At 70.7% G+C, this 16,114-nt stretch carries 16 protein-coding genes; 9 read left to right on the top strand and 7 right to left on the bottom strand.

The window, feature by feature from the left end; genetic code table 11:
- The coding region (locus Q3A80_RS20265) for a hypothetical protein (RefSeq protein ID WP_446330667.1) at positions 1-507 on the top strand (507 nt) is incomplete at its 5' end.
- Positions 508-533: 26 nt separating this feature from the next.
- Here Q3A80_RS20265 and Q3A80_RS20260 read toward each other — a convergent pair.
- Positions 534-1,379, bottom strand: coding sequence for an aldo/keto reductase (locus Q3A80_RS20260; protein WP_446330666.1), 846 nt, complete (start codon positions 1,377-1,379; stop codon positions 534-536).
- Between the two features lie 157 nt (positions 1,380-1,536).
- On the opposite strand from Q3A80_RS20260, the gene Q3A80_RS20255 reads away from it, so the two are divergent.
- Positions 1,537-2,283: a GntR family transcriptional regulator gene (locus Q3A80_RS20255; protein WP_124499819.1), complete on the top strand. Its 747-nt coding sequence runs from the start codon at positions 1,537-1,539 to the stop codon at positions 2,281-2,283.
- Between the two features lie 21 nt (positions 2,284-2,304).
- On the opposite strand, the gene Q3A80_RS20250 is transcribed toward Q3A80_RS20255, so the two are convergent.
- Positions 2,305-3,696: a CoA transferase gene (locus Q3A80_RS20250; RefSeq protein ID WP_446330665.1), complete on the bottom strand. Its 1,392-nt coding sequence runs from the start codon at positions 3,694-3,696 to the stop codon at positions 2,305-2,307.
- A 139-nt stretch (positions 3,697-3,835) separates the two neighbouring features.
- Between Q3A80_RS20250 and Q3A80_RS20245 the strand changes: the two genes are divergently transcribed.
- Entirely contained in the window at positions 3,836-5,068 is a 1,233-nt protein-coding gene (locus Q3A80_RS20245) for a citrate/2-methylcitrate synthase (protein WP_446330664.1), read from the top strand.
- Here the strand turns inward: Q3A80_RS20245 and Q3A80_RS20240 are convergent.
- Entirely contained in the window at positions 5,041-5,364 is a 324-nt protein-coding gene (locus Q3A80_RS20240; protein ID WP_446330663.1) for a DUF2917 domain-containing protein, read from the bottom strand. The genes Q3A80_RS20245 and Q3A80_RS20240 overlap by 28 nt on opposite strands.
- A 222-nt stretch (positions 5,365-5,586) precedes the next feature.
- On the opposite strand from Q3A80_RS20240, the gene mdtD reads away from it, so the two are divergent.
- Entirely contained in the window at positions 5,587-7,026 is a 1,440-nt protein-coding gene (gene mdtD, locus Q3A80_RS20235; RefSeq protein ID WP_446330662.1) for a multidrug transporter subunit MdtD, read from the top strand.
- Between the two features lie 207 nt (positions 7,027-7,233).
- Positions 7,234-8,508, top strand: a complete 1,275-nt coding sequence (locus Q3A80_RS20230; RefSeq protein WP_446330661.1) for an EAL domain-containing protein — start codon at positions 7,234-7,236, stop codon at positions 8,506-8,508.
- Positions 8,509-8,523: 15 nt separating this feature from the next.
- On the opposite strand, the gene Q3A80_RS20225 is transcribed toward Q3A80_RS20230, so the two are convergent.
- A complete protein-coding gene (locus Q3A80_RS20225; RefSeq protein ID WP_446330660.1) occupies positions 8,524-9,138 on the bottom strand; it encodes a class I SAM-dependent methyltransferase in 615 nt (204 codons plus the stop codon).
- 280 nt (positions 9,139-9,418) lie between these two features.
- Entirely contained in the window at positions 9,419-9,943 is a 525-nt protein-coding gene (locus Q3A80_RS20220; RefSeq protein WP_446330659.1) for an Mpo1 family 2-hydroxy fatty acid dioxygenase, read from the bottom strand.
- An 81-nt stretch (positions 9,944-10,024) separates the two neighbouring features.
- On the opposite strand from Q3A80_RS20220, the gene Q3A80_RS20215 reads away from it, so the two are divergent.
- Both Q3A80_RS20215 and chrA read left to right on the top strand, forming a co-directional pair.
- Positions 10,025-10,732 (top strand): Crp/Fnr family transcriptional regulator, encoded by a 708-nt coding sequence (locus tag Q3A80_RS20215; RefSeq protein ID WP_446330672.1) that lies wholly within the window; start codon positions 10,025-10,027, stop codon positions 10,730-10,732.
- A gap of 125 nt (positions 10,733-10,857) precedes the next feature.
- Positions 10,858-12,069 carry a chromate efflux transporter gene (gene chrA, locus Q3A80_RS20210; RefSeq protein ID WP_446330658.1) on the top strand — a complete coding sequence of 404 codons (1,212 nt, stop codon included), beginning with the start codon at positions 10,858-10,860 and terminating at the stop codon, positions 12,067-12,069.
- Between the two features lie 102 nt (positions 12,070-12,171).
- Here the strand turns inward: chrA and sodB are convergent, their stop codons facing one another.
- Together sodB and xseA are read right to left on the bottom strand one after the other, a co-directional pair.
- The gene (gene sodB / locus Q3A80_RS20205) at positions 12,172-12,750 is read right to left on the bottom strand and encodes a superoxide dismutase [Fe] (protein WP_059578375.1); all 579 of its coding nucleotides are present in this window, start codon (positions 12,748-12,750) and stop codon (positions 12,172-12,174) included.
- A 242-nt stretch (positions 12,751-12,992) separates the two neighbouring features.
- Positions 12,993-14,375 carry an exodeoxyribonuclease VII large subunit gene (xseA, locus tag Q3A80_RS20200; RefSeq protein ID WP_446330657.1) on the bottom strand — a complete coding sequence of 461 codons (1,383 nt, stop codon included), beginning with the start codon at positions 14,373-14,375 and terminating at the stop codon, positions 12,993-12,995.
- Between the two features lie 449 nt (positions 14,376-14,824).
- Here xseA and lpxK point away from each other — a divergent pair, with 449 nt between their 5' ends.
- Complete coding sequence (gene lpxK / locus Q3A80_RS20195; RefSeq protein ID WP_446330656.1) at positions 14,825-15,853, top strand: tetraacyldisaccharide 4'-kinase; 1,029 nt, start codon at positions 14,825-14,827, stop codon at positions 15,851-15,853.
- Positions 15,834-16,034: a Trm112 family protein gene (locus Q3A80_RS20190; protein WP_040141600.1), complete on the top strand. Its 201-nt coding sequence runs from the start codon at positions 15,834-15,836 to the stop codon at positions 16,032-16,034. The genes lpxK and Q3A80_RS20190 overlap by 20 nt, the downstream gene beginning before the upstream one ends.
- Positions 16,035-16,114: the final 80 nt, after the last annotated feature.

The raw sequence follows: 16,114 nt of genomic DNA, 5'->3' as shown, positions 1-16,114 counted from the left end.
GGTTCCGGCGGCGGTTCCGGTGGCGGTTCCGGTGGCGGTGCCGGCGGAGGTTCCGGCGGTGGTTCCGGCGGTGGTCACGGCGGCGGTTCCGGCGGTGGTTCCGGCGGTGGTTCCGGCGGTGGTCACGACGGCGGTTCCGGCGGCGGTTCCGGTGGCGGTTCCGGTGGCGGTTCCGGCGGTGGTTCCGGCGGCGGTTCCGGTGGCGGTGGTCATGGTACCGGCGGTCATGGCAACGGCGGCGGGAACGGCAATGGCAACGGCAATGGCGGCGCTGGAAACGGCGGGGCCAACGGCGTCGGCAATGGCAACGGTAACGGCAGTGCCGGCGGCCACGGCGGCAACGGCGGCGCAACCGGTGGTCACGGCAACGGTGGCGGCAACGGCAGCGGGAACGGCAATGGCGGCGCCGGCAACGGTGGCGCCAACGGCGTCGGCAATGGCAACGGTAGCGGCAGTGCCGGCGGGAACGGCGGCAACGGCGGATCATCCGGCGGCCACGGCCACTGATCGAAACGCCGCGTGATCCGGTGCTGTCAGAGCATTTCGAGCGCGCGCTTGCTGCGCGGCGGACGGAAGTACCCGTCGAGCTGCGCGCGCTCGTCATCGCTCAGCACGAGATCGAGCGCAGCGCGATTGTCGCGCACGTGTTCGATCCGCGACGCCTTCGGAATCGCGAACACGTGCGGCTGCGCAAGCACCCACGCAAGTGCGACGCGCGTGACCGACACGCCGCGCTGCCGCGCGATTTCATCGAGCGGCGAACGCTTCGGCAGCCGCCCGTGATCCACCGGGCTGTAGGCCATCGCCGGCATCCGGCGAGCGGCGAGCCACGGCAGCAGGTCGAATTCCGCGCCGCGGCGCGCGATGTTGTAGAGGATCTGATTGGTCGCGCACGCACCGCCGCCCGCTTCGTCGACGAGCTCGACCATGTCGGCCGTGTCGAAATTGCTGACACCCCAGTGGCAGATCTTGCCGGCGCGCCGCAGCGCCTCGAAGCCCTCCACGGTCTCCTCGAGCGGCACCGAGCCGCGCCAGTGCAGCAGATACAGATCGACACGATCGGTGCGCAGGCGCTTGAGGCTCGCATCGCACGCGGCGACGACGCCGCGCCGGCTCGCGTGATGCGGATACACCTTGCTGACGAGAAACACGTCGTCGCGCAGGCCGCTCAACGCTTCGCCGACGAGTTCCTCGGTCGCGCCGTCGCCGTACATCTCGGCGGTATCGACGAGCGTCATCCCGAGCGCGATGCCCTCGCGCAATGCGGCGATCTCGTCCGCGCGCCGCGCGGGCCGCTCGCCCATTTCCCAGGTCCCGAGGCCAAGCTTCGGAATCGTCTCGCCGTCCGGCAGGACGACCGTGGCGATCGTGTCTGTCATGCGCTCCTCGCTGCGGATAGGTGGCCGCGCACCGCGGCCGAAGCATGGGCCAGTGTAGTCAATCGGCGCCCTGCCCGCCTATTGCACGGCAAAAACCCGCTATAACGGCGCAGCATGATGACTTAGAATGGCCGGCAACCTGATCGATACCCATTCCATGAAGGCACCCACGGACGACCGCTGGCAGGACCTGCGCCCCGACCCCGACAACGACACGCCGCTCTACCTGCAGCTCGCCCGCAAGCTCGGCGACGCGATCCACGACAATCGCTGGGCGGCCGGCGAGGCGCTGCCGTCGGAACGCGTGCTGTCCGAAGCGCTCGGCGTGTCGCGCATCACCGCACGCAAGGCGATCGCGCTGCTCGTCGAGCAAGGGCTGATCCGACGCACGCAAGGCGCCGGCAACTTCATCCAGCCGCGCTACGAGGATCCGCTGTCGCGGCTGTCGAGCTTCAGCGAAATGCTCGAGCGGCGCGGCTTCAAGCCGAGTTCGCAATGGCTCGAGCGCGAGATCCAGCCGGCGAATCGCGACGAAGTGATCCAGCTCGGCCTGTCGCCGGCCGCATCGGTTACACGGCTGAAACGCCTGCGCCTCGCGGACGGCATCGTGATGGCCGTCGAGAACTCGACGTTCCCCGCGACGCTGATTCCCGATCCGCAGGCGATCGGCGGTTCGCTGTACAGCTATCTCGAAGCGCGCGGCACGCCGATCGTGCGCGCGCTGCAGCATTTCCGCGCGGTGAATGCGACGGACGAGATCGCGCAGCAGATGGGCATCGCACCGCACGACGCGCTGCTGCTGATCACGCGGATCGGCTATACGGCCGACCAGCGCGCGATCGAGCTCACCGACACGTACTGCCGCAACGACTACTACGATTTCGTCGTCGAACTGCGCAAGTAGCGCGCCCCGCGCAGTCGCCGCCTACAGCCAGCGCGCGGCGTCGGTGCCGAGCGGCACGGGCGGGCGCGCGAATCGCGGCGGGGTCGCCGACAGGCATTCGGCCGACCGCACGGCGTCGATCGTGCCGAACGGCGACACCGTACGGTCGAGCCGGTCGCGCACGTCGTCAGGCGTGAAATCGGCTGCACGCAGGCCGCCCGGCACCACGCCGAACGATTGCAGCCAGCGCCCCGTCTGCGCGAGCGACAGCCGCACATGCCAGCTTCCGCCTTCCGTTGCGCGGCGCGCGAGCGCGATCATCGCGCCGAACGCCGCGAGATAACCCGTCGCATGATCGAGCGCCTGGCACGGCAGATGGCGCGGCGCGTCCGCCTGCGCGGCCTGCTGCTCCTGCCACGCGATGCCGCTCGCCGACTGCACGAGGCTGTCGAAGCCGCGCCGCATCGCCCACGGCCCCGCATGGCCGTACGCTGACACCGACACGCATACGATCCCCGGCCGCAACTCGGCGAGTGCCTGTGGCGAGAACCCGCGCGCGGCGAGCGCGCCCGGGCGATAGGCCTGCAGGAACACGTCGGCGTCGCGTGCGAGTTCGCGCAGCGCGGCGACGCCGGCGGCGTCGCGCAGGTCGATCCACGTCGAGCGCTTGCCGCGCCCGTTGTCGATCACGAGCGACGCGATGTTCGGCAGGTGCGCTCCGTTGACGAGCAGCGTCTGCGCACCGTGCGACGCGAGCGTGCGGCCTGCGACCGGCCCTGCGATGATGCGCGTGAGATCGAGCACGCGCACGCCCGCGAGCGGCTGGTCCGGCTCGCCGCGGCCGATCGCCTCGACGGGTGCGTCGCCGATCCGCTCGATCTCGAACAGCGGCAGCGACGCGAGCGCACGCGCCTGCGCGTGCGCGGCCCATTCGTCAGGGGTTCTGATCAATGCCGCGCAGAGGCCGGCCTCGGCCAGCGCGGTATCGAGTGCCGTGCCGTCCCACGTGCGGATCGCCGCGGCAACGTCGTCGCGCTGCGGGCCGCAGCCGAGCGCGTCGAGAATCCCGTGCAGGTGATGCGGAAAGTTCGCATGCAACTGGATCCAGCGCCCGTCGCGCGTGTCGTAGAAGCCCGTCACCGGATGACGCGGCTCGGGTGGCGCGCCGCCATCCACACGCAGGTAGCGCTCGCTGCGGAACGCGACGAGCGCGTCGCGCATCGACACGTCGACGCGCTGCGCGACGCCCGTGCGCAGCCGGTGACATTCGGCCGCCGCGAGGCCGGCGGCCGCGATCGTCGCCGCGGCTAGCGTGCCGACATGGAACGTCGACGGCAGCGTCGGGTCCTGGCCCGTCACGGCCGTGCGGGCCAGTGCGCCCGGCTCGCCGTGCGCGAGTTGCCACAAACGGGTCAATGCGAGTTCGGGTGTCATGGTGCGAGCGTGCCGTTGAGAAGACGCAATCGAGTCTAGAATCCGCGACAGGCGCGATCAATCTTGATGGCGCGAATCAATACATAACGAATAGTTGTAACGGGGCCGCGCTTCATGCGCCCCGACAGGAGCGATCGGCATGACGTCCCTCAGCGCGCCGGAAGCCGCCGGCATTCTCGGTGTCAGCGTGAGCACCCTTTACGCATACGTGAGCCGCGGCCTGCTGCGCTCGCTGCCCGACGGCGCGAGCAAGCGCCGCCGCTACGACGCGGACGAGGTGCGTCTGCTCGCGCGGCGCCGCGCCGATGCGAAGCGCGCGGGCGGCGTCGCCGAGCGCTCGCTCGACTGGGGCGTGCCGGTGCTCGAATCGCGGATCACGCAGATCGCCGCTGGTCGCCTGCACTACCGCGGTGTCGATGCGATCGCGCTCGCCAACAGCGCGACGCTCGAACAAACGGCCGCCCGGTTATGGGATTGTCCGCCTGCGCGGCTCGCTGCGGTGTCGCTTGCGGCGGCCGGTTTCGACACCGTGCAGTGGGACGACTGGGCGCGCCGCTGGACGCATCTCGCGCCGCTCGAGCGCGCGCTGGTGCTGCTGCCCGCCGCGGCCGCGTCGCTGCCGCGGCTGTGGGCGCAGGAGCGCGATGCGCAGTTCGACACGGCCGCGCTGCTGCTGCGCGTGACGGCGGCCGCGCTGGCGGGCATCGCGCCCGGCGACGCACCCGTGCATCGGCAGCTCGCCGCCGCATGGCGCATCCGGCGGCGCGACGAAGCCGACCTGCTGCGCCGCGCGCTCGTGCTGTGCGCCGATCACGAGCTGAACCCGTCGACCTTTGCGGTGCGCTGCATCGCGTCGACCGGCACCCATCTGTTCGGCGCGGTCGCGGGCGGACTCGCGGCGCTGTCGGGCCCGCGTCACGGCGGCGAGACGTTCCGCGCGGGCGCGCTGCTCGACGAAGCGGCGCGCGCCGCCGACCTCGACCGCTACCTCGCGCTGCGGCTCGCGCACGACGAGCGAACCGGCGGCGCGCGCACGCTGCTGTCCGGTTTCGCGCACCCGCTCTATCCCGACGGCGACCCGCGCGCTCGCGCGTTGCTCGATGCGCTGCACGCCGTGCTGCCCGACCGCGCGCCGCTACGCACGGCCCGCGCGATCGCCGCGCGCGTCGACGCGGCGAGCGGACTGCGGCCGACGATCGATTTCGCGCTCGCGGTGCTGCAACGCGCGCTCGCGCTGCCCGACGGCGCCGCGTTCGCGCTGTTCGCGGCCGGCCGCACCGCGGGCTGGATCGCGCACGCGCTCGAACAATATGCGGACGGCAAGCTGATCCGGCCCCGCGCGCGCTACGTCGGCAGCGACGCGGCCGCCTGAGCGCGCGCGCCGCGCCACGCGGCAAGCCGGCGCCACGCCGTGGGCGCCACCTGCACGGCGGGCGCCGCCTGCGGGCCGAACGCGAACACCGCGCCGCCCGCCGCCGCGCCGATCCACACGCGCATGCGCGGCTCCAGCGCCAGCGACTCGCCGGCGCGCAGCCAGTGATCGTCGGGCCGGCCTTCGACCGTCACCCACAGGCCGCCGTCCGCGACCTGCAGCGCGGTGCGATCGACGATCCGCCAGCACCCGGCCGGCTCGTTGCCGTCCATCTCGTAGAGTCGCAGTTCACGCATGGCCGCCTCCGGGTCTTGGGTTCGATGACGCCAGTATTTCGGACATCGGCAACACGCGGACAGATACGCCCGCAGGCACTTTCGGCTGAACTGTACCGGCCCGCCGGCGCACGGGCGTCCGCCCGATACCGCGCGCGGGCATCGGGGTCGGCGGCCCCATCCTGCGCGGCACGGCGGCTTTGCCTACAATGACGGCTGTCTTGCGCCCCCGGCCCCATCTTCATGTTCCAACGCCCGCCCGCCGCCGCTCCCGGCGAAAAGAACCTCACCGTGATGCTGTGGCTCGTTGCGACGGGCTTCTTCATGCAGACGCTCGATGCGACGATCGTCAACACGGCGCTGCCGTCGATGGCCGTGAGCCTCGGCGAATCGCCGCTGCGGATGCAGTCGGTCGTGATCGCGTACTCGCTGACGATGGCGGTGATGATCCCGGTGTCGGGCTGGCTCGCCGACACGTTCGGCACGCGGCGCGTGTTCTTCAGCGCGATCCTGGTGTTCTCGCTCGGCTCGCTGCTGTGCGCGAACGCGCATACGCTGCAGCAGCTCGTCGCGTTCCGCGTCGTACAGGGCGTCGGCGGCGCGATGCTGCTGCCGGTCGGCCGGCTCGCCGTGCTGCGCACGTTCCCGGCCGAACGCTACCTGAGCGCGCTGTCGTTCGTCGCGATTCCCGGGCTGATCGGCCCGCTGATCGGGCCGACGCTCGGCGGCTGGCTCGTGAAGATCGCATCGTGGCACTGGATCTTCCTGATCAACGTGCCGGTCGGCATCGCCGGCTGCGTCGCGACGTTCTACTCGATGCCCGATTCGCGCAACCCGGCCGTCGGCCGCTTCGACATCAAGGGCTACCTGTTGCTGACGATCGGGATGGTCGCGATCTCGCTGTCGCTCGACGGCCTTGCCGATCTCGGAATGCAGCACGCGGCCGTGCTCGTGCTGCTGATCCTGAGCCTCGCGTGCTTCGTCGCGTACGGGCTGTACGCGGTGCGCGCGCCGCAGCCGATCTTCTCGCTCGAGCTGTTCAAGATCCACACGTTCAGCGTCGGGCTGCTCGGCAACCTGTTCGCGCGGATCGGCAGCGGCGCGATGCCGTACCTGATCCCGCTGCTGCTGCAGGTGAGCCTCGGCTACTCGGCGTTCGAGGCCGGCCTGATGATGCTGCCGGTCGCGGCGGCCGGGATGTTCTCGAAGCGGATCATCACGCACCTGATCACGCGGCACGGCTACCGCAACGTGCTGCTCGCGAACACGATCATGGTCGGCGTGATGATGGCCAGCTTCGCGCTGATGCGCGATACGGTGCCGGTGTGGGTGAAGGTCGTTCATCTCGCGCTGTTCGGCGGGTTCAACTCGATGCAGTTCACCGCGATGAACACGCTGACGCTGAAGGATCTCGGCACCGGCGGCGCGAGCAGCGGCAACAGCCTGTTCTCGCTCGTGCAGATGCTGTCGATGAGCCTCGGCGTGACGGTTGCCGGCGCGCTGCTCGCCACCTTCACCGGGATGCTGCGCACGGTGACGCCGAGCAACACGCTGCCCGCGTTCCATGCGACGTTCGTCTGCGTCGGGATCATCACGGCCGCTTCCGCGTGGATCTTCGCGCAGCTCGCGCCCGAGATCCGCGGCCGCGCGCAGCACAAGACGGATCCGTCCGAACGCGCTTGAGCGCCTGAGCGCCCGATGCACGTAACGTGCGCGCAACGCGCCGGTGCGGTCGCCACGGCGGCGCGTCGCGCACCATGTCGGTGCAGGCGCGCGGCCCGGCGCGCAAGCCGCCGCCCGCGGCAGGCCGCCGCACGGGATGCGACGCCGTGCATGCTTCTTGCTGTCCTATTCTGTAGGTAAACTGGCAGTCTTCCTTCGGCCGACATCATGAGCATGATCGACATCGATCCCCCCGGCTTCCAGCCGCCCCGCCCCGTCGCCGGCGACGACGGCAAGCGGCGCACCGTGCTGTACGGCGCGTACACCGTGTTCAGCGTGTTCCAGCCCGTTTTCTCGGTGTCGCACCGCCGCGCGATCGGCTATCACGCGTCGCTGCGCGCGCACGACGAGGACAGCCGCCAGGTCGCGTCGCACGAGGTGTTCACGCAGGCGGCGCGGCGCGGCGACCTGCTCGAGCTCGGCCGGCTCGCCGAATCGCTGCATCTCGGCAACTTCCATGCGTTCGACAGCCACGACGAATGGCTCTTCCTGAGCCTGCATCCGGCCGCGCTGATGGACACCATCTACGGCGACGCGCTGCTCGCGAACCTGAAGGCGCTCGGCCTGCCGCCGCATCGCGTGGTGCTGGAGGTGCCCGAGCAGGCGGGCGGCGAAACGCCGCGCTATGCGGCGATCGTCGACGGACTGCGCAAGGCCGGCTTCCTGATCGCGCTCGGCGGCTTCGGCGCGAAGCATTCGAACATCGATCGCGTGTGGCATCTGCACCCCGACATCGTCACGCTCGACCGCGGGATCCTCGCGCAGGCGAGCGAGCACTCGCATCTGGAACGCGTGCTGCCGGGGCTCGTGTCGCTGCTGCACGAATCCGGCCAGCTCGTGCTGATGGGCGGACTTGCGACCGAGCGCGACGCGCTGATCGCGCTCGAATGCGACGTCGATTTCGTGCAGGGGCAATACTTCGCGGGGCCGAGCGTCGACCCCGTGCAACCGCAGGCTGCGGCGGGCTGCATGGATACGCTGTCGGCCGCGTTGCGGCTGCGCGTCGCGCAGCGCGAGCGCACGCAGGCCGAACGGCTCGCGCCGTATGTCGCCGCGCTGGAAGAAGCGAGCCAGAAGCTCGCGGCCGGCGAAACGCTGATCGACGCGGCCGGCGCGGTGCTCGGCTTGCCGGAAACCGCGCGCTGCTTCCTGCTCGATGCGTCGGGCCGCCAGATCGGCGACAACGTGCTCGCGCGCGGCAGCGTCTCGCAGCGGGCGAAGCGCTTCCGGCCGCTGCTGCATTCGGAAGGCGCGAGCTGGGAGCGCCGCCCCTACTTCATCCACGCAATGCGCGCGCCGGGCCGCGTGCATCTGACGCCGCCGTACCTGTCGATCAACGAGGCGCACCTGTGCGTGACCGCGTCGATCGCCGCGCCGGCCGCGACCGGCATGCAGGTGCTGTGCGTGGACATCAACTGGGAAGCGGCGCTCAACCGCGAGTGAAGCGGCGCGCCGCGCTCATGCAACGCCATCGGCGCCGTCGGCGCGGCGCACGATCAGCCGGTGCACGCGCTTGCCGGACGCCGCACTGACCACCTCGTGCTCGTCGATCACGCGGATGCCGGCGCCAAGCGCCGCATGCATGCGCGCCGAATCGAGCGGCGTGTACAAGCGGCCGCGCTCGTCGCGCAGCGTGCCGGTGCCAGCGACGCGCCAGCTCAGGTACAGCGTGCCGCCAGGCATCAGCAGCGCGGCGAGCCGGGCAGCCGCCGCGGCCGCATCGGCCTGCTCGAGGTGCATCACGACCGTCTCGCACAACACGTTCCGGAACGCGCCGGACGGCACGCCGGCAAGTGCCGGCAATGCGGCCAGCTCGAACGACAGCGACGGATGCCGCAAGCGCGCCTCGGCGAGTAGCGCCGGGCTTGCGTCGTAGCCGCGCACGTCGAACCCCTGCGAGGCAAGCCACGCGGTGTCGCGCCCCGCACCGCAGCCGACGTCGGCCGTCGGCCCGGGCGAGAAATGCTGCTCGAGCAGCGCATACATGTCGTCGGGGGCGGCCTGGTCGAGCCAGTCCTGCGCGTATTGCGCGGCATGGGCTTCGTAGGCGTCGAGAGTCGGGCGATCCACCATGGCGATTGCTCCGCGTAAGCGTCCGATCGTGTGATGCACCCCGCATCTTAGCCGTTGCGCATCGCGCGTGGTGTGGTGAGCGGTGCGTGCTTCCGCGCCGTTCGTTCGTCGCGGGCGTGCCGCGTGCGCGGGCGCGGGCGCGGGCGCAGCACACAGGCAAGCCGTGCCGACGCGTCATGTGTGGCCGACTTCACCGCGATGAGCACGAGCCGCGAGCCGGCCGCCGGGATGGCAGCCGACCGCGCCCGCGCGGAACGCGCAGACCGGCGCGGCCCGCGCATCAGACATGCGAATGCGCGCCGCCGTGCACCGGCCCCGCGCGCCGCTCGACTTCGCGGCGCACGTCGCCGCGCAGGCCCGCGAAGAACGCGACTTCGGCGACGACGAACAGCGGCCCGACCATCAGGCCGATCAGATCGTCGACGAACGCGGGCTTGCGCCCCTCGAACCAGTGCCCGACGAACTGCACGATCCAGCCGACCACGAACGCGCCGATGCCGATCCCGAGCCATTGCGCGGTCGGCAACCGAGCGAGCGTCTGCGCGGCCCACAGCCCGAGCGCGAACAGCATGGTCATCACGACGCCGAAGCGCAGGTCGAGCCGCAGGTAGAACACCGCGAACGCGACGGCGAGCACGAGCGCCGGCGACAGCGCGACGCCGGCCAGTGTGCCGAGCGCCGGCCGCGACAGCAGCACCTCCACCGCGAACACGATCATCGGGATGCCGACCAGATGCGTCGCGATGTTGCGCGCGTCGCGATGGTAGGCCGCGTACTGCGAAAGGTGGTCTTCGAGCGTCTTCATGGCGTCTCCTGAACGATCATCGCGCGCTATGATGCGCGTCAAGCCCGAGAACCTCTGTCAGCTACCCGACATCGCATGTCCATGCCGTCGCCGTTCGCCCCCTACCTGCCGCAGCTCGAAGCGAACCCGTGGTTCGCCGCGCTGCCGGCCGCGTTGCGCGACGACCTGCTCGCGCGCGCGGCGCTGCGGCGCCTGCCGGCCGGCCACGCGCTGTTCCGGCGTGGCGACCCGCCGTGCGGGCTGTATGCGGTGCTGGCCGGTTCCCTGACGATAGGCGCGGTCGATCCGCAGGGCAAGGAAGCGCTGCTGACGGTGGCCGAGCCCGTCACGTGGTTCGGCGAGATCGCGCTGTTCGACGGCCAGCCGCGCACGCACGACGCAATCGCGCTCGACGACACGCTGCTGCTGCACGTGCCGCAGGCCGCGCTGCTCGCGATGCTCGACGCGACGCCGCAATACTGGCGGCAGTTCGCGCTGTTGATGGCGCAAAAGCTGCGCCTCAGCTTCCTGACCGTCGAATCGATGAGCGTGATGCCGGCCGCGCAGCGGCTCGCCGCGCGGCTGCTGATGATCGCCGAAGGCTACGGCGGGATCAGCGCCGGGCGCACGCATATCCGGCTGTCGCAGGAAAAGCTCGCGGCGATGCTGTCGCTGACGCGGCAGACCACCAACCAGCTGCTGAAGGCGCTGCAGGCCGACGGCGTCGTGCGCTTGCACGTCGGCGAGATCGAGCTCGTCGACGTCGACGCGCTGCGCCGTGCGAGCGGGCTGGCGGACGGCACGAGCTGACGCGTCCGCACCGATCGCGCATCGATCGCGCGCCGACACCGCCACGCCACATTTGCGCCGCCTTCGCATCGCGGTATCGTGGCGGCTCGCCCGCTTGTTCCACACCCTGTCCCCGTCCACGCAACTTGAACACCTCGACCATCACCGCCCCTTCCCGCCACGCGTGGCCCGTGTTCGTCGCGTTCCTGCGGCTCGGTCTCACGTCGTTCGGCGGCCCCGTCGCGCATCTCGGCTATTTCCGCGATGCATTCGTCACGCGGCGCGGCTGGCTGACCGAACGCGCGTATGCGGACCTCGTCGGGCTGTGCCAGTTCCTGCCGGGGCCGGCGAGCAGCCAGGTCGGAATGGCGATCGGGCTGTCGCGCGCGGGCTACGCGGGAATGTTCGCCGCGTGGCTCGGCTTCACGCTGCCGTCGGCGCTGCTGATGATGCTGTTCGCGCTCGGCGTGCATGCCACGGGCATGCCGGTCGCGGCCGGCGCGCTGCACGGGCTGCGGATCGTGTCGGTCGCGGTGATCGCGCAGGCGGTGTGGGGCATGGCGCGCACGCTGTGCCCGGATGCGCGCCGCGTGACGCTGATGGCGATCGCGGCCTGCATCGCGCTGCTCGTGCCGGCCGCATGGCTGCAGGTCGTCGTGATCGTCGCGGCCGGTGCAGCCGGTCTCGTGCTGTTGCCGCAGCCCGAGCGCGACGCGCACGATCCGTTGCCGCTGCATGTGTCGCACCGCGCTGGCGTGCTGTGGCTCGCGCTGTTCGCCGTGCTGATCGCCGTGCTGCCGATCGCCGCAGTTGCGCTTCATTCGCACACGCTGGCCGTGGTCGACGCGTTCTTCCGCACCGGTGCGCTCGTGTTCGGCGGCGGGCACGTGGTACTGCCGCTGCTGCAGGCCGCCGTCGTCGCGCCGGGCTGGGTCGGCGAGTCGGCGTTCCTCGCCGGCTACGGTATCGCGCAGGCCGTGCCGGGGCCGCTCTTCACGTTCTCGGCGTTCCTCGGTGCGTCGCTGCGCGATGCGCCGGACGGCTGGCTCGGCGGCACGATCGCGCTCGTGTCGATCTTCGCGCCGTCGTTCCTGCTCGTCGCGGGCACCGCGCCGTTCTGGGAACGCCTGCGCCGCAGCACGCGCATGCAGGCCGCGCTCGCGGGCGTGAACGCGGCCGTCGTCGGGCTGCTGCTCGCCGCGCTCTATCACCCGGTGTGGAGCGAGACGGTCGTCGTGCCGCGCGATTTCGCGGCGGCGCTCGTCGCCTTCGTCGCGCTCGTGTTCTGGCGCGTGCCGCCATGGGCCCTGGTGATCGCCAGTGCGGCGCTCGGATGGGCGTCGACGATGATCGCGTGAGCGGGCGAACGTCGCCGCGCCGGGCGAAAAACAAAAAAGCCCTCGCAACGAGGGCTTTTCCTGACGTGCCGCGCGCCGCATCGGCGCGCAGCGCGCATGGACTTACGCGAAGTTCTTCGCGGCGAAGTCCCAGTTCACGATGTTCCAGAACGCTTCGACGAACTTCGGACGTGCGTTGCGGTAGTCGATGTAGTAAGCGTGTTCCCACACGTCGATCGTCAGCAGCGGCTTGTCGGCCGTCGTCAGCGGCGTGGCGGCGTTGCTCGTCGACACGATGTCGAGCGAACCGTCGGCCTTCTTCACGAGCCATGCCCAGCCCGAACCGAACGTGCCGACTGCGGCCTTCGTGAACGCTTCCTTGAACGCGTCGTACGAACCCCACTTCGCGTTGATCGCGTCGCCGAGCGCGCCCGACGGTGCGCCGCCGCCGTTCGGCGACAGGCTGTTCCAGAAGAACGTGTGGTTCCAGATTTGCGCGGCGTTGTTGAAGATGCCGCCCGACGACTTCTTGATGATCTCTTCCAGCGGCAGGTTTTCGAATTCCGTGCCCGGGATCAGATTGTTCAGGTTCGTCACATAAGCCTGGTGATGCTTGCCGTAGTGGTACTCGATCGTCTCTTTCGAGATGGTCGGCGCGAGTGCGTCTTCAGCGTACGGGAGCGGCGGGAGCGTATGAGCCATGGCGATTCCTTCGTTGAGTATGTAGGGAGGCTGTGTTGAATGCTGCCGAGCGTCCGATTGTAGGCGAGTCCGAATATCCCCGCAAACTCACGGGCATTTATCCGCGGTATGCAGAAAACCGGCGCTCGCGCTTCACCCGACAGGACGAGACGGCGGCGCGCAGCATCCGTTCCCGCGTGCGGCACGCCGCGCCGATCCGGGCTGCCGGGCGCGCGACCTTCGTTTCGCTTACGCCGTTCTCGTCAGATCGTATCGGTCAGCCGCGGCTGCACGTCGGCGAGCGACACGTCGGCCGAACCCTCGGCCAGATGCACGGTCAGCCGGCGCTGCGGCTTCAGCGCGTTCGGCGCGCGCACTGCACGGCCCGTCTGCGTATCGATCAGCGCCGCGTAGCCGCGCTCGAGCGTGCGTTGCGGGCTCAGCACCTCGAGCCGCGCCGCGCAGGCCGACACCCGCGCGGTGTCGCGCTCGTGCCGGCGCTGCAGCGCGACCGCGAGCCGTTGCGACAGCCCGGCCAGCGCATGGCGCGCCTGCGCCGGATCGGGCCGCGCGCGCTGCCAGCGCAATTGCGCGAGCGCGAAACGCGCGCGCGCGTCGCGCACCGGCCGCGACGCCGCCGACGCGAGCCGCACGGCCAGCTGCTCGACATGGACGCGCTGGCGCTTCAGCCGTTCGTCCGGGCTGACGAGCCGGCGCGCGAGCCAGTCGAGCTGCTGCGCACGCTGCTCGAGCCCGCGCTCCAGGCTGCGCGCCAGCGCACGCTGACGATCGGCGACCTCCCGCAGCAGCAGCGCGCGCTGCGGGCTCGCGAGTTCCGCTGCACCGGTCGGCGTCGGCGCGCGCAGGTCGGCCGCGAAGTCCGCGATCGTGAAATCGGTTTCGTGGCCGACGCCGCTGACGACCGGCAGTTCGCTCGCCGCGATCGCACGCGCGAGCGCTTCGTCGTTGAACGACCACAGATCCTCGATCGACCCGCCGCCGCGACAGACGAGCAGCACGTCGACCTCGCGCCGCGCATTCGCGGTCTGCACGGCCGCGACGAGCTTCTCGGCCGAGGCTGCCCCCTGTACGGGCGCCGGATAGACGATCACCGGGATGTGCGGCGCGCGGCGCGCGAGCGTGGTCACCACGTCGCGCAGCGCGGCGGCCTGCAGCGACGTGACGATGCCGATCGCGCGCGGATGGGCCGGCAGCGGCCGCTTGCGTTCCGGCGCGAACAGCCCTTCGGCCTCGAGTTGCGCCTTCAGGCGCAGGAACGCCTCGTACAGCCGCCCCTGGCCCGTGCGCCGCACGGCCTCGACATTGAGCTGCACTTCGCCGCGCGGCTCGTACATCGTGACGACCGCGCGCACCTCGATCCGGTCGCCTTCGCGCGGCGTGAATTCCGCATACTGAGCGCGGCCGCGGAACATCACGCAGCGCATCTGCGCCTGCTGGTCCTTGATCGAGAAATACCAGTGACCGCTCGCGGCGCGCGTGAAGTTCGACACTTCGCCCGCGATCCACAGCAGCGGAAACGAGCGCTCGAGCATTGTCGAAATCGCGCGATTGAGCGCCGAAACGGGAATCACTTCGTCGCCGCCGCGGGTCGCGCCGGGAGCGGAAAAAGGAGAGTCGGAAAGCATGGGCGGTCGAATGAATGCTGGCGGCGACACGATAGTCCGACATGCGTGCGGCGTCCAGCGCCGACCGTCCGCGTCGCGCCGTCCGGAATGTGTCCACACGCTGGCAATCGTCCAGCAAAAACCGTTGAAAACCGCGGGAAAAACCAGACGATTTGTTATAACGCATTGATTCCAATGAATTTTTAAACCTTACGGTTTGCTTCGTCTCCGATTCGATGCCCACCGGGCGGGCGTTCGGCGCGCACGGGCGGGCAGTTTTTCACAGAGTTATCCACAACCTTGCCGATCCGTCCCCGCCGGGTATCCGACCTGGCCCCGCTTGCCGCGCCCGCGTGCGGCGCGCTAGAGTGCCGCCTTCCGAAGACCTTGCGGCAGGTGCCGCCCAACGGAGAATCCGTGTTGACGAATCCGTCCCACGCCGCGGCGCCCGACGCGCCGCGCCCGGCCCGATGAGCGCGCCCGGCGGCCCGCTCGCGCGGCTCGAAGCGCGGCTCACGCGCGAATGGCAGCGACGCGGCGCGCTCGCCTGGGCACTGACGCCGTTCGCGTGCGTGTTCGGCCTGTGCGCGGCGCTGCGCCGCACCGCGTATGCGCAAGGCTGGAAGCAGCCGGTCGACGTCGGCGTGCCCGTCGTCGTGGTTGGCAACGTGACCGTCGGCGGCACCGGCAAGACGCCGACCGTGATCGCGCTCGTCGATGCGCTGCGGGCGGCCGGCTTCACGCCGGGCGTCGTGTCGCGCGGTTATGGCGCGAACGTGAAGGCACCGACCGCGGTCACCCCCGCGTCGCGCGCGAGCGCCGCCGGCGACGAGCCGCTGCTGATCGCACGCCGCACCGGTGCGCCGGTGTGGGTGTGCCCGGACCGCGTCGCGGCCGCGCAGGCGCTGCGCGCCGCGCATCCGGACGTCGACGTGATCGTCAGCGACGATGGTCTGCAGCACTACCGCCTCGCGCGCACGGTCGAGCTCGTCGTGTTCGACCACCGGCTCGGCGGCAACGGTTTCCTGCTGCCCGCGGGCCCGCTGCGCGAGCCGCTGTCGCGCCACCGCGACGCGACGCTCGTCAACGATCCGTACAGCGGCGCGCTGCCGCCATGGCCCGACACGTACGCGCTCGCGCTGACGCCGGGCGCCGCGTGGCACCTCGACCAGCCGGCGCTGCGCCGCCCGCTGTCGCAGTTCGCGAACGAGCGCGTGCTCGCCGCGGCGGGCATCGGCGCGCCGGAACGCTTCTTCGCGACGCTGCGCGCGGCCGGCCTCGCGCCCGCGACGCGCGCGCTGCCCGACCATTACGCGTTCGCCGACAATCCGTTCGTCGACGACGCGGTCGATGCGATCCTGATCACCGAGAAGGATGCAGTAAAATTGGGCGCTTCCTGGCGCGACGCTCGGCTGTGGGTCGTCCCCGTCGAAGCCGCGCTCGATCCTCGCCTCATTGCCCTCGTTGTGGAGAAACTCCGTGGACGCTCGCCTGCTTGAAATCCTTGTGTGCCCTATCTGCAAAGGCCCGCTCCACCATGACCGCGCCGCGCAGGAGCTGATCTGCAACGCGGACAAGCTCGCCTACCCGATCCGCGACGGCATCCCCGTGATGCTCGTCGACGAAGCGCGCCAGACCGTCGAAGGCACGCCGGTCGACCCGGCCGGCCCGGCCAGCTGAACGCCGCTGCACCGGCACACGGCCGCGGTTCTCCGCAGCCGCGTGCCGCACCCTGCCGGGCGGGCCGCCTTCGCCGCACC

This window comes from Burkholderia sp. SR8 (assembly GCF_052851275.1).
The sequence above is the reverse complement of the archived record's forward strand: the minus strand, read 5'-3'. Positions and strand labels throughout refer to the sequence as shown.

Coding starts and splice junctions, on each gene's coding strand:
- Q3A80_RS20260 (WP_446330666.1), bottom strand. CDS start 1,379: ATGACAGACACGATCGCCACGGTCGTCCTGCCGGACGGCGAGACGATT.
- Q3A80_RS20255 (WP_124499819.1), top strand. CDS start 1,537: ATGAAGGCACCCACGGACGACCGCTGGCAGGACCTGCGCCCCGACCCC.
- Q3A80_RS20250 (WP_446330665.1), bottom strand. CDS start 3,696: ATGACACCCGAACTCGCATTGACCCGTTTGTGGCAACTCGCGCACGGC.
- Q3A80_RS20245 (WP_446330664.1), top strand. CDS start 3,836: ATGACGTCCCTCAGCGCGCCGGAAGCCGCCGGCATTCTCGGTGTCAGC.
- Q3A80_RS20240 (WP_446330663.1), bottom strand. CDS start 5,364: ATGCGTGAACTGCGACTCTACGAGATGGACGGCAACGAGCCGGCCGGG.
- mdtD (WP_446330662.1), top strand. CDS start 5,587: ATGTTCCAACGCCCGCCCGCCGCCGCTCCCGGCGAAAAGAACCTCACC.
- Q3A80_RS20230 (WP_446330661.1), top strand. CDS start 7,234: ATGAGCATGATCGACATCGATCCCCCCGGCTTCCAGCCGCCCCGCCCC.
- Q3A80_RS20225 (WP_446330660.1), bottom strand. CDS start 9,138: ATGGTGGATCGCCCGACTCTCGACGCCTACGAAGCCCATGCCGCGCAA.
- Q3A80_RS20220 (WP_446330659.1), bottom strand. CDS start 9,943: ATGAAGACGCTCGAAGACCACCTTTCGCAGTACGCGGCCTACCATCGC.
- Q3A80_RS20215 (WP_446330672.1), top strand. CDS start 10,025: ATGCCGTCGCCGTTCGCCCCCTACCTGCCGCAGCTCGAAGCGAACCCG.
- sodB (WP_059578375.1), bottom strand. CDS start 12,750: ATGGCTCATACGCTCCCGCCGCTCCCGTACGCTGAAGACGCACTCGCG.
- xseA (WP_446330657.1), bottom strand. CDS start 14,375: ATGCTTTCCGACTCTCCTTTTTCCGCTCCCGGCGCGACCCGCGGCGGC.
- lpxK (WP_446330656.1), top strand. CDS start 14,825: ATGAGCGCGCCCGGCGGCCCGCTCGCGCGGCTCGAAGCGCGGCTCACG.